Source organism: Bacteroides finegoldii DSM 17565, from assembly GCF_000156195.1.
Taxonomy (GTDB): Bacteria; Bacteroidota; Bacteroidia; order Bacteroidales; family Bacteroidaceae; genus Bacteroides; species Bacteroides finegoldii.
Genome location: NZ_GG688318.1, coordinates 388003 through 400954, shown reverse-complemented (window position 1 = coordinate 400954; position 12952 = coordinate 388003). Strand labels below are relative to the sequence as shown.

At 41.1% G+C, this 12952-nt stretch carries 13 protein-coding genes and 2 pseudogenes; 3 read left to right on the top strand and 12 right to left on the bottom strand.

All coding sequences use genetic code 11. From position 1 onward, the window contains the following. Positions 1–223: 223 nt before the first annotated feature. The 11 genes and pseudogenes from BACFIN_RS15645 to BACFIN_RS15685 form a co-directional block, all read right to left on the bottom strand. Positions 224–511, bottom strand: coding sequence for a hypothetical protein (locus BACFIN_RS15645; protein ID WP_007749751.1), 288 nt, complete (start codon positions 509–511; stop codon positions 224–226). Beyond that, positions 495–1406, bottom strand: a complete 912-nt coding sequence (locus BACFIN_RS15650) for a hypothetical protein (RefSeq protein WP_007749750.1) — start codon at positions 1404–1406, stop codon at positions 495–497. The genes BACFIN_RS15645 and BACFIN_RS15650 overlap by 17 nt, the downstream gene beginning before the upstream one ends. Before the next feature lie 9 nt (positions 1407–1415). After that, positions 1416–2279, bottom strand: coding sequence for a DUF6175 family protein (locus tag BACFIN_RS15655; RefSeq protein ID WP_007749746.1), 864 nt, complete (start codon positions 2277–2279; stop codon positions 1416–1418). Positions 2280–2290: 11 nt separating this feature from the next. After that, on the bottom strand, positions 2291–2734 hold the full coding sequence (locus tag BACFIN_RS15660; protein WP_007749743.1) for a hypothetical protein: 444 nt from the start codon (positions 2732–2734) through the stop codon (positions 2291–2293). 8 nt (positions 2735–2742) lie between these two features. Continuing rightward, positions 2743–3579 (bottom strand): CsgG/HfaB family protein, encoded by an 837-nt coding sequence (locus BACFIN_RS15665; RefSeq protein ID WP_007749742.1) that lies wholly within the window; start codon positions 3577–3579, stop codon positions 2743–2745. A gap of 13 nt (positions 3580–3592) precedes the next feature. Then, complete coding sequence (locus BACFIN_RS22255) at positions 3593–3748, bottom strand: hypothetical protein (protein ID WP_198134580.1); 156 nt, start codon at positions 3746–3748, stop codon at positions 3593–3595. After that, a pseudogene (locus BACFIN_RS15670) lies at positions 3720–3950 on the bottom strand (HAD family hydrolase); the annotation flags it as partial. The gene BACFIN_RS22255 and the pseudogene BACFIN_RS15670, both read right to left, overlap by 29 nt. Positions 3951–3962: 12 nt before the next feature. Further along, positions 3963–4103: a hypothetical protein gene (locus tag BACFIN_RS22540; protein WP_007749740.1), complete on the bottom strand. Its 141-nt coding sequence runs from the start codon at positions 4101–4103 to the stop codon at positions 3963–3965. Positions 4104–4168: 65 nt separating this feature from the next. Continuing rightward, on the bottom strand, positions 4169–5845 hold the full coding sequence (locus BACFIN_RS15675) for a glycoside hydrolase family 43 protein (RefSeq protein ID WP_007749738.1): 1677 nt from the start codon (positions 5843–5845) through the stop codon (positions 4169–4171). A gap of 147 nt (positions 5846–5992) precedes the next feature. Beyond that, on the bottom strand, positions 5993–7219 hold the full coding sequence (locus tag BACFIN_RS15680) for a DUF4861 domain-containing protein (protein ID WP_032839204.1): 1227 nt from the start codon (positions 7217–7219) through the stop codon (positions 5993–5995). A 209-nt stretch (positions 7220–7428) separates the two neighbouring features. After that, complete coding sequence (locus BACFIN_RS15685; protein ID WP_007749732.1) at positions 7429–9069, bottom strand: glycoside hydrolase family 28 protein; 1641 nt, start codon at positions 9067–9069, stop codon at positions 7429–7431. Positions 9070–9304: 235 nt separating this feature from the next. On the opposite strand from BACFIN_RS15685, the gene BACFIN_RS15690 reads away from it, so the two are divergent. From BACFIN_RS15690 to BACFIN_RS15700, 3 genes are read left to right on the top strand one after another with little or no spacing between them, the layout of a single operon-like run. Next, positions 9305–10162: an enoyl-ACP reductase FabI gene (locus tag BACFIN_RS15690; RefSeq protein WP_007749728.1), complete on the top strand. Its 858-nt coding sequence runs from the start codon at positions 9305–9307 to the stop codon at positions 10160–10162. Between the two features lie 6 nt (positions 10163–10168). Then, complete coding sequence (locus BACFIN_RS15695) at positions 10169–11173, top strand: gliding motility protein GldB-related protein (RefSeq protein ID WP_007749725.1); 1005 nt, start codon at positions 10169–10171, stop codon at positions 11171–11173. Between the two features lie 31 nt (positions 11174–11204). After that, on the top strand, positions 11205–11909 hold the full coding sequence (locus BACFIN_RS15700; protein ID WP_007749722.1) for an SAM-dependent methyltransferase: 705 nt from the start codon (positions 11205–11207) through the stop codon (positions 11907–11909). Here the strand turns inward: BACFIN_RS15700 and BACFIN_RS15705 are convergent. After that, a pseudogene (locus BACFIN_RS15705) lies at positions 11875–12870 on the bottom strand (hypothetical protein); the annotation flags it as partial. The gene BACFIN_RS15700 and the pseudogene BACFIN_RS15705 sit on opposite strands and share 35 nt — an antisense overlap. Between the last annotated feature and the right edge of the window lie 82 nt (positions 12871–12952).

Here is a 12952-nt window from a genome sequence, read left to right as displayed (position 1 = left end):
CTTCCAGCATTTGTTCATAAACACGAGTATGAAGCTCTTTCATGAAAGCAGTAACATCTTCGCCAGTCTTAAACTGGGACAGAAACTCTTTACTTAAAAATTCTTTAGGAATGTCCATAAAATCTGATTTTTACAAAGTTAATATATAAATAAAAAAACTACGAGAAAAATCCCGTAGTTTTCTATTTACACAATCAGATGGATAGTCCCATTTTTTGATTTACTATTTCAAAGAAGTAAGTTCTTTATATTCCCGGAACATATGTATTTCTCCATATTCCCCCCAACGATCATAGACTGCAAATTTCCGGGATGTAAGCTCTTCAATATCCCAATAGTGATCCTCTCCAAAATAAATCGTACTGGAACTCTGATCATAAAAAGCCCACTTTACACGAACTTCCGTCTTATGCTCCTTCCCCTCTTCATCAGTCACAATAGTGGTTTGTGTACATGTTCCTTCTTTCTTAAATAGAATACTAAGCAAGAATAAATTACCAAAAGAAGACATACTCTGTTTGACGTTTGAAATATGCAGTAGCAATGTCTTTAATAGCTTTTATTTGCGCAGACTTGATACATTCGTCTGAACGAATTTTCTCTTTTTCCATTGCAATTATATCATTATACTGCTTATCCATTCCTTTTTTTATGGAATTAAGTAAAGCTTTAGCTTGTTCAACACAACTACTTTGTCCATCAATCATAGAAACTAGTTCTGCTGCCTCTGCATAATCATGTTTAGAATAAGCAGCTTGAGCCGATAGTAAAATTTGGGTACAATATTGTGCCTGGCATTTTTTGAATATGGATGTCATTGCATTTGAGACTTTTGTATATCCGAGCAATGATTCGGGATAAGTGGATAGTAGAGCAAGAGTCTCGTCAAACAGTTGCTGAGAAGCCAAAGTATTGGCTTTGGTTATTAAAGCGATTGTATTATTTCTATAATAATCAGATATTTTTAATTTAGTTGCTTCTACAAATCTTGAATAATCAGTATTAAGTACATCTATTTTATTAATAGCCGAACATTTAGCTTCATTATCAGAATAGCCTTCACCCTTAGACGCAATTTGCATGGCATTGAATACAGTATTTGTTATCATGTTCCTAACAGTTACAGTTATACCAAGCTCTACAGATAAGATTTGTCTCATTCCGCCATGTATAGAGTTAGAGTTAATTATGTTGACTTCCGGAACCATAATGATAGCTCCACATTCTGTACCTGCGACGCCTTCCGCAGAAAGCATTTGTAAAATTTTATTTTTGAGAATTGATTTCGTGTTACTGTCAAGGGGACAATCACTTGGCATTGCTACAGATATATAGACATTATTCGTTTGAGCATGAACAAGGCAAAAACATCCCAATAACAATAAAAAAAAGAATATCTTTTTCATCGCAAGACATTATTTAAATGTTATTACAAGCGTATTATTAGCGGTGCTTCGAGTAATCTGCAACCCGAGACTTCTTGCGAATTTCAAAAATTCGAGCCCGAATTTGTTGATATTATAATTATTCCCATTGGTATCTTTCAATGGAATACGCACATCGTCAAATATCATTCTTTTAGCGGTTGTACCTTGTATATGATAATTGTTTTTATAGGCGTGTTCACTCATCCAAAGTTCCAACTGGTCTGACAAGGTTAAACCCTCATTTCCGATTTCAGTTGACATGGAAATAGCGGAGGTTTGTTCAAAACTGAAATCCACATTGATTGAACGCCCGTTGTTAACTATATCTGTAAATTTCACTTGGATAATATCCAGAAATTCATCAGCGACTTTTTCAACAGCCTTTGCTCCAAGTTTACCAATATCATCCGTGTAGAATTTGCCACTTTCTCCCACTTTATTTGAGAGAGAGCCACCAGTTGAAATATCATACGCTGTAAGTATTGTTTTAACACTATTCCCAGTAGATGAAAGAACTATATCCATTTCTGCTTCCACATATATATCCGCACCCGATTGCTGGATAATCATTGATTTTAAATCTGATTGACTGTCTTGAGACAATCCCGATGTACGTGATAAAGATTTAAGTTTTGCAGCAAAGTCAACGGTCGTAAATCCTCTACTATCAAAAGCTTCACGTATTTTAGCTAATACAATTCTTTTATCGACATCATTTTCTATTACTTGAGTAATATCTTCTCCTTGTTTGGTATATGGAATAACCATTATTTTGGGCTGGATTGTAGCGGTCTGTGCCCATACCATACAACTGAGAAATGCCGTTAGTAGCAATATAATACTTTTTTTCATATGTTCTGTTTTTATAAACCGAATTTTCTTATAATTCCATTGTTTTCAAGATAAGCCCTCAATTGGTTCACTCTTATGCAGACATCTAATGTTATACATTTTTGTTTTAATGCATTTTTCCCATAGGGAGTAACTATAATAGATGATTCTACAAAATTTTGATATTCTTTACCGTAAAAAGCATCAAAGAACTTTTTGTATTTGTGTTCGACTACGGCTTTATCTTCTTGTACAAGAGGCATACTGTGTTGAGTGTTCTGCGCTCCTACAAAAAGTAAAGTTTTTATTGCGGATAACTCTGCATCCATTGAGGCAATAGTAGCCTTTTTCCCATAACCGACGCAACGCATTGAAACAGCATTTTTTGTTGCATTTAATACGCTTGCTTGATATTGTGCTGAAACTTCAAGTATAGCGGTCAATATTATTAGGCATATTATTAGTATTTTCTTCATCTAAACTGTCATTTTATAATAAGAGAACATTTGATTTGTTTATTTGCATTAAAGTTTTCGTAGATTGCTTTACCTTCTTTTTTGCTAACCTTGCATTCTGTATAGGCTTCTCCTTTTAATGCTATCACAGTAACAATTCCCAAAGTGGTAGGTAGAACTTCTCCATCAAGAATTTCAAGCCCCTCAACATTGAATTTATCCCCCACTTTTATACCATGCTTCTTGCCCGCTTTTATCAAGACAATTTCTGCCGCCCCTTTTTTTTCTTTCACTATCTTCATCAGTTTAGCTGTAATGGGAAAGTTTATCCTAAAATATTCAGCCATTCTATCTTGTAAAGACATCATAGCCATTGTAACGGCACTTTCCGGAGAGAGGCACTCATCGCTTGCTTTTCCTTCAAAACTAGTTGCTTCAGTGCTCAATCCCGTTGCCACATCCACAATCTTCATTTGAAAAGCGACACTTGCCTTGTAGCCTCTTACTGTTCCATCTCCATTTTTCATACGGTAAACGGGTATTTTGATAATTTCTCCGGTAATCATCTTTTCCGCACCAACAGCAACATCTTGCTCTACAAGATTTTCACTGTCAATAAATGCCTCGCTTTTTTGCAATTCTAATTCTTGTGTTATTTTTTCACGACTGGTACGGTCAACCACTCTGAAACGTTTACTATTAGTAAGCATTTCCACAACCTTTTCTGTCACCAATCCAATATAAGGACTATTTTCTTTACAAGAAAATTCTGCGACGCCTACTACTTGGCGGTCATCATCACTTAACTGCGCATATCCTTTAAAGATACACGCAGTCATAATGATTGTAATAATTATAAATCTCATAATCGGATTCTGATTATAGATTTTTACCCGATTTCAGAGTTTCAATAATTTCCTTAACAGCCTTTGCTTGAGCCGCACTTTCTTCTACTAAAATTGGAGTAGCGATATTACCAAATTCTACTACGACCGCTGCGGCTTTAGCTGTTTTTACTGTTTTTGCGGCTTTCATGGGATTCTTTTGCTTGGAAGCTTCTTCTGTCATTTTCGCGTTCAAAGAGTTTATTGATACCATTGCCTACCATGAAGTTGTACTTTTCTATTTCATGAGTGGGGTATCCTAATTTATTTAAAGCATAATTGGTGCTGTGGGCAAGGTCAGCGATGGTATTCAGCAATGTTCCATCCAGGTCAAATATAACTAGTTTCTTCATTCTTACTGTATCTTATTGTTCTCCTTTAATCTCTTTTACCGATACAAAAATAGGTAAAAAAGATAAGATAAAGAAATCCTTTCCTACTTGCCGGGTTTTATCTTCTTCTCCTTTGGAAAGAATTGTTTCTTGCCACGGAACTTTTAGTTTCATGACGGAAAACAATTGGTTCCACCGTATGGAACTAACAGTTTCAAACCAGGGAACTAAATTTGAAACTATTTCTTAGTAATCCGGAACCAGTCTACATCTGCCCATCCTCCGTCGTTAGTGACGATAGCCGGTCGTGTGCAGAACATTCCGACCTTTGTGCCAATCCATTGTCCTTCTCTTGCCTGTAAAGGATTGCCTAGTGGCTGATATTTTTTTCCGTCAAGGCTGTAGCTGAAGTTACACATCACAATGAGATCGTGTCCGCCTTCGCTGCCTTTGATCTTCTTGCCGTCATAGCTGAAACGAACTTTCAGATAAACAGTATTTTGAGAAAGATCCACAGAAGCATTTGCCTGTTCCGGTTTTCCTTTATCTGCTTTTTTACATTCAACTTGAGACAGGACCAGACCTTTATCTGTATTTTCCAGAATGATTCCGGCATAATCTCTCCCCATTACAACCAGTCCGGTGCGTTCACCTTTATTTTTAGGATTAGGGGTAAACGTAAGTTTCATTGTTGCAGTGAAATTGTCAGAAGGCGTTTTCTGTAGAAGCAGGTTGGCTACATCCCACAGATTTTTATAGTCATTCAAAACCGGATAGGAGTATAATCTTACATAGCTCTTATCACCTGCATAGTATGCCCATTTTTCATTGATATTGGCATGCCATTGCCATTGTGGAGAGAGGGTATATCCATCGAACTCATCACTTTCCTGCGGAGTGCAGATGGGATATGTTTTACCTACATTTGGCTTTTTATAAGTCAGAACAGGTTCGCCACAGCCGTCACCGTCTTTGTCTATGCCGATCACAGGCCAGTCGTTTACCCATTTCATAGGCTGAAGATGCATGATACGTCCGTAAGCACCCACATCCTGAAAGTGAAGGAACCAATCTTCTCCGGTAGGAGTATCTACCCATGCACCCTGATGAGGACCGTTGATGGGAGAGTTGCCTTGCGCAAGTACGGTTTTCCATTCGTAGGGACCATAGATGTTTTTAGAACGTAGTACAACCTGCCAGCCTGTTGGTACGCCACCGGCTGGATGGAAGATATAATAATAGTCGTTTCTCTTATACATTTTAGGACCTTCGCAAGTCTGATGTGCTTCATGACCATCGAAGATTATGCGTGAAGGAGTGATGGCTTTTGTTGCTTCTGCATTTAGTTCGCAGATGGTGATTACACTTTTCAGCCCGGCACGACTTCCTGCGTATGCATGTACCATATACACTTTCCCGTCTTCATCCCAAAACGGGCAGGTGTCAATAATTCCTTTTCCCGGTTTCACCAAGACTGGTTCGCTCCACGGACCTTTCGGGTCTTTGGCTTTCACCATAAAAGCTCCCTGGTCAGGATCCCCCCAAAAGATATAGAACTCTCCGTTGTGATGGCGAATGGCGGGAGCCCAGACACGGTTGCCATGTTCCGGCCGTTCCGGAGTTTCAATGGGAGAGAGAGCATTGGGGACGGCGGCACCGATAATCGTCCAGTTCACCAAGTCCTTGGAATGTAGGATTTGTAATCCGGGTAAACAGTTGAAACTAGATGAAGTCATATAGAAATCATCTCCTACGCGGCAAGCGTCAGGATCGGAGTAATCGGCATAAAGTACCGGATTTTTGTATTTACCGTTTCCGAGGTCGGAAACCCATACCTCAGATACATAGTTTTTTTGTGCTACTGCGGTGAAGACCGTTAATAGGCAAAAAGCTAAAGTCTGTGTCAATCGTTTCATTTTATAGATTATATTTATATAAGTGATTTGCTGGTTTTATCTGGTGACAAAGGTAGAAAAAAAGACTCTGCACAAGGAGGAATATTTGTGCAGAGTCATAGAAAAATTGGTAGAAACCTCGTAATTTTTGTTTAGTTGTATATGTATCTACCTTATCACCTTTATAGTTACCGGGTGAGCCAACTCTTCTTTCCATTCACGGAGATAGGCAAACCATGCTTCCGGTGTTTTATATCCGAAAGTTTCTTTCATCGAAGTAAAAGTCGTATGATACTGGAAATATTTATTTCCCGGAGCGGTAATCGTATAAAGGAAGTTAGCTTTATCCTTTTCTTCCGATTTCACATAACGTGGAGGAATGCAAGTGCCCAGTCCTACGGTTTCTTTAGCATATTTCACAGTGTCGTTTACAGGCCAGTCCGTTCCCCAGCTTCCTACAAGTCCTTTATGATCGGAGAAAGATTTGGAAGTACCTACAATGTCTTGTACACCTGTGCAGAAAACCTCCTTATTAAGCGGTTCGTCAAAGAATGCTTCAATATGAAGATCGCGATGTCCTGCATAGAGCGTGTAGCGTGTCATCATATTCAGTTCCGTATCCTGATATTTCCATCCGGTTACTTCTATTTCTGCAATTGCACGTACCGGACCGTAGGATATGATACGCTCCGTCCGTGTCTCCACCAGAGTGATATGCGTTGCTTTCTGTCCGTTCCAGCCTTTCAATGCACCCGGTCCGCAACTGTCGAACACGCGAAGTACGTCATCACCGAATCCTTTAGCTAATTGTGCGTCCGTTGGATAGAACTGCGATTCTTTGATTTCCAGCCCTTTGTTGAACTTGCCATAAATATCCGGTGTCTGTTTCTCATTGAAATAAAGGCGGTATCCTACCAGTTCCGATTCCAATATCGGACCATGAGGGCGTACCATACTGTATATATTACTGCTACCGGGAACGGTAATTGCCTGCACCCGCTGATGTTTCCCTTTCCGGTGGTCTGCGATAAACATATCGGCATATACCCTTTCCGGATAGGTCTTCGTGCTTTTCTCCGAAGAAAGAGTGACCTGGAATGTTTTTCTGCCATGAGCGGGAAGGTCGGCGACGAAAGCCAGTTCGTCCATCTTGCGGTCTTTGTCCAAGTCGTCTAGTTGGGAAGGAACCTCGTTCGTCCCTTCCATGACAACGGCGGATTTGATTTTGAAATCTGCGTGTAACTCATGCAGGTTGATAACAATCGGGGCGTCTGTTTTTGCCTGATTCCAATTGTTATGCACTTCTATCGTAATGTTTTTTTCCTGTTTCTGCGCTTGGGAAGACAAGTGGAAACCTCCTAAAAGGAAAGCAAGTATAATAAGATTCTTCTTCATGATTCTAAGGTTGATGTTATACGTCGTATTTCTCTCTGCAAAAGTAGTTGAAAAAAATAGCAGACTGTCTATCTTTGGAAGATAAAATAGTCTGCTATTTGAGCTTTTTACTCTATATAATGATATTGTGGTTTTCTTTTTTTGCACTTGCACCACAGAGGACACTGAGGTCACAGAGGATTCGGTTTAATAATATAAAATCCATTTATTCAGATTTGTACCTCTGTGTCCTCTGCGTTCTCTGTGGTGAACTTCTCCTCTTTCGCTGATTCCTCATAAACCTTTCCGTCTATCGTCAGGTTCTTGGCGTTCTTAACGTTTAATATATTGTTGCCTTTGGAAGATTCTACATATACATTTTCCAAGGTCACCCCGTCTACCTGGCTGATGACAATTCCGTCTGTTGCTTCTGTCATCACGACATCCTTAACAGTGACATTGCTGATCGGCATTTCGGGTAATCCGTTGAAGAACATAGCCCTTCCCGAACCTCTGCACACAATATTTGAAATGTGGATGTTGCGGAATGCGGGAGTTTCTTCTGTAACCGGGGGAATAGCGGTTTTCATGCGGTTCAATAGATCTTCTTCCGATTCTTCACCAGCTCCCTTTCCACCGTAAAACAGGTCGAAGAGCAGCGGTTCGTTCGGTATATTGATCATGTTGATGTTATTAATGTAGATGTTTTCTACCACACCGCCACGTCCACGTGTACTTTTGAAGCGCAGGCCTACGTCAGTTCCCATAAAAGTACAATCTTCCACATAGATATTCTTCACGCCACCGGACATTTCGCTACCTACCACGAATCCGCCGTGTCCGTGCAATACAGTGTTGTTTTTCACAATCACATTCTGACAAGGTTCTCCGCGACGGCGACCGTCTTCATCCTTGTCGGACTTGATACAGATTGCGTCATCTCCCGCATCAAACACACTGTTGATAATTAGTGCATTCTTACAAGATTCCAGGTCGATTGCATCACCATTCTGTGAATACCAGGGATTGATGACCATGATGTTGTTCACTGTAAAGTCTTCGCAAGACAGCGGATGCAGACACCAGCTCGGTGAATTCTTGAAGGTGACCCCTTCGAGCAGTATTTTTTTGCTTTTGACAATGCTTAATAGTACAGGACGTAACCAGGGACGGATTTCATTCCACTCCTCATCCGTATTGATACCTTCGGGCACATTGAAATCTTTGCAAGCCATTGCTCCTTTCAGTGAACCGGGTGTAGGATACCATATTTCCTGTTTCTCGTCGAGCACACCGCCTGAATTGACCAGCTTTTTCCACTGTGATGCGGTCAGCTTTCCTTTTTTGACCGGCCGCCAGCAGTCACCGTTTCCGTCGAATGTACCGTATCCTGTGATAGCGATATTTTCCGCATTGCGGGCTGAGATAGGAGATTGGCAACGGCGGGTTTCCAACCCTTCAAAAGAAGTGGCGATAATGGGGTATGCTTCAAAGTCACCGGTGAAGAGTACCAGCGCGTTTCTTTCCGTATAAAGATTGACGTTACTTAGCAGTTCGATAGGTCCTGTCAGCCAGATACCTTCCGGGATAATCACTTTTCCCCCTCCATGTTGGTTTACGTCTTTGATAGCATCGTTGATTGCTTTCGTGTTTAGGAACAAACCGTCTCCTTTGGCTCCGAATTTTTCAATGTTCACTTCATAAGCAGGAAAAGCCGGTTGTTGTACTTTAGGCATTTCGAAAGGTAAATTCCGGTAAAGAGCATCACTTATCAAGTTCTCTTCTACGGCACACTCACTTTGTTTGCATCCTGAAATAAACGGCAAACAACATATAGCCATCCAGAGGAATCTTTTTGTCAATGTGTTCATTTAGTAATCTAATTTTCTATAGGGTTATACATTTTATTGTTTTTCTTGGCATTCTGTCGAGCATTGTAAGAACTCGTAATTAACGATCGCAAAGATAGGAGTGAAAGTTCAAGGGAATGTGGACTAATTGATAGAATACGTGTATTTTTTGTCATTTGTGTCTATTATTTGCACACTTCTCGTGTTTTTATGCAGAAATATCCTATCTTTGCACAAAATTTAACTATTAAAAGATATGAGTTACAACTTGTTGAAAGGAAAAAGAGGTATTATCTTCGGCGCGCTGAATGATCAGTCTATTGCCTGGAAAGTGGCTGAACGTGCTGTAGAAGAAGGTGCAACTATTACATTATCAAATACTCCGATGGCTATCCGTATGGGAGAAGTCAATGCTTTGGCGGAAAAACTGAATTGCCAGATCGTTCCGGCAGATGCGACCAGTGTGGAGGATTTGTCGAATGTATTCAAGACCTCGATGGATATACTGGGCGGACAAATAGATTTTGTGCTCCACTCTATCGGTATGTCTCCCAACGTACGCAAGAAACGTACTTACGATGACCTTGACTATGGAATGTTGGATAAGACATTGGATATTTCGGCCGTTTCATTCCACAAAATGATTCAGTCGGCCAAGAAACTGAACGCTATTGCCGATTACGGCTCAATCGTTGCATTGAGTTATGTTGCTGCACAGCGTACTTTCTACGGCTACAACGATATGGCGGATGCAAAAGCGCTGTTGGAATCTATCGCCCGCAGTTTCGGTTATATCTACGGACGCGAACATAGTGTGCGTGTGAATACGATCTCTCAGTCGCCTACATTCACTACTGCAGGTTCGGGAGTGAAAGGTATGGATAAGCTGTTCGACTTTGCCAACCGTATGTCTCCGCTGGGAAATGCGACTGCTGACGAATGTGCCGATTATTGTATCGTGATGTTTTCCGATCTCACCCGTAAGGTGACTATGCAGAACTTGTTCCATGACGGTGGATTCTCCAGCGTAGGTATGAGTCTCCGTGCTATGGCTACATACGAGAAGGGGCTTGATGAGTACAAGGACGAAAATGGTAATATCATTTACGGATAATAAATTATGAAATTACGGATTTCTCTTCTTATTATAATAAGTATGCTTCTCGCCTCCTGTGGGATAAGCACAGGAAAAGGTACGGAGCAGAAAGAAGGAGAGATTTCTGTTCTGAGATATGATAAGCTGTTGAGCGAATATGTTCGCTCCAACAGCTTTTCTGCTATGCAGAAGTTGACGATGGATTACCGTATGCCGACAAAGATACTGATTGAGGATGTACTGGCTATCGGCACGGTGAAAGATGATACGATTTCGCAACGCCTGCAAAAATTCTATTCAGATACGACGCTGGTTCGTCTGATGAATGATGTGGAAACTCAGTTTCCCAATTTGGATGCAGTAGAGGAGGGGCTTACTAAGGGGTTCCGGAAGTTGAAGAAGGAGGTTCCCGATACGGAGGTTCCGCTTGTCTACTCGCAAATCTCGGCGTTCAACGAGTCTATCGTTCTGGTAGATTCTCTGTTGGGTATCAGTCTGGATAAGTATATGGGAGAAGATTATCCTTTGTATAAGCGTTTCTATTACGATTACCAGTGTCGCTCCATGCGTCCGGAACGTATTGTGCCGGATTGTTTTTCGTTTTATCTTCTGAGCCGTTATGATATGGATTATCATGAGGGAACGTGCCTTATTGACTTGATGATACACTCCGGAAAGATTAATTACGTTGTGCAGAACTTGCTGGATTATGATAATATAGGCGAGGCGATGGGGTATTCGAAAGAGGAAAACGACTGGTGCAGGGAGAATGAAAAGGCTATCTGGGATTATATCTGTTCCAACGATCATCTTCATGCCCGTGATCCGATGGTATTCCGTTATTATATGAAACCGGCTCCGGCTGTTGAGATGTTGGGTTGCCAGGCTCCGGCATTGATAGGAATATGGGTCGGTGCGAGGATTGTTGCTTCGTATATGAAAAAGCATAAAGATATGAAGCTGAAAGATCTTTTAGAGTTTACCGACTATCATACAATGCTGAGTGAATCCGACTATCTGGCTTCTTGAGATAGATTAATTCTTAATTCTTCATTTAAAAGTGGAAACTGCCCTTTATTTGCTGCCCGTGACTTTAGGTGATACGCCTATTGAGAAAGTATTGCCTTCTTATAATAAGGAAATCATTTCCGGTATCCGGTATTTTATAGTCGAAGATATCCGTTCGGCCCGTCGTTTTCTGAAAAAGGTAGATAAGGAGATTGATATTGATGCGTTGACGTTTTATCCGTTGAATAAACATACTTCGCCCGAAGATATTTCCGGTTACTTGAAACCTCTGATAGGTGGTGCTTCTATGGGAGTTATCTCAGAGGCGGGGTGTCCGGCTGTTGCTGATCCGGGAGCGGATGTGGTGGCTATTGCACAGCGTAAAAAGTTGAAGGTGGTGCCTCTGGTCGGACCTTCTTCCATTATTCTTTCGGTGATGGGTTCGGGCTTTAACGGTCAGAGTTTCGCGTTTCATGGTTATCTGCCGATTGAGCCGGGAGAACGTGGCAAGAAACTGAAGGTATTGGAGCAGCGCGTGTATGCTGAGAATCAGACACAACTGTTTATCGAGACGCCTTATCGGAATCACAAAATGGTGGAAGACATTCTACAAAACTGCCGTCCGCAAACGAAGTTGTGCATTGCCGCCAATATTACTTGCGAAGGTGAGTATATCCAAACACGTACGGTTAAAGACTGGAAGGGGCATGTGCCCGATCTGTCTAAGATTCCTTGTATTTTTCTCTTATATAAATAACGTTTTTCAGGTGTTCGTATTCATCTTCGAAACAACAACTGAAGAAGCCTTTACCCAGATTCTCTTCGATCTGTTTGAAATTCCATAACTTGCTGTTCTTGAAGCGGGGAGTACACAGAACGGAATCGTCCTCCAAATCGATGATGAATAGATAAATGAGGCGGTTTGTCACTTCATTTTCAAAGTGATAGACGATATTGAATTCCGGCTTGATATCTTTTGCTTGGGGAATTGCATTGCTGATCAGACGGTTGACACCTTCTGCCAAGGATTCTCCATATCGGAGATAACATTCCATTGGAACATCCACTTTGTTTTTATCCAGAATGGCTGTGGACGGTCTGTCACAAAGAAAGAGCATTCCGTGTGTGGAGACAGCTATGCGTATCACCGGGTTGATATAGGTGTTCTTATAATTGATGGCTTCTATCGCGGGAGTCTTTCCAATCACGTCTCCTTTGGTATTGACAATAGGCACGTACTCTGTGTGAGCCATCAGGTGATTAAAGAAACGGATGGCGACCTGGTTGAACAAGATACTCATTATAAAGACTGTAGGAGGCAGTATCTTATAAAGTACAAACAAGCTGGTCTTGCTCAACGGAGACTGGAGAATAACGGTAATGCTGATAATGATAAAATGAAGTATACCGAAGATCAGGACAATACGTGCCGATACGACGGCGGCTTCGGCTCCTTGGGCATATAAACGTTTTTTGCAAGCGCCTATCTGCCTTAAGAAATAGTTGATAAACCTTCTCTTATGCATATAAAGGCTTAACATGGGAATGAGAATACCCACTTCCAGGGTAAGCGGTAGAGCACCCGGCGGAACATAATCTCCCGGAATGAGTGCGGCTAGGGATAATAATGACAATACTCCGGTTGCAATGTATAGGATAAAGTTAGGGAGTAGTACCCCCTTTTGTCGGTGAGAAAGATATATACCTACGATACCTAGGGATATTCAGTAAATGTTCCTCTTTCTAAAAAATCAAGAGAAAAGCTCCCTTACCTTTCTCCCAAACAGAACCGCAAAGTCC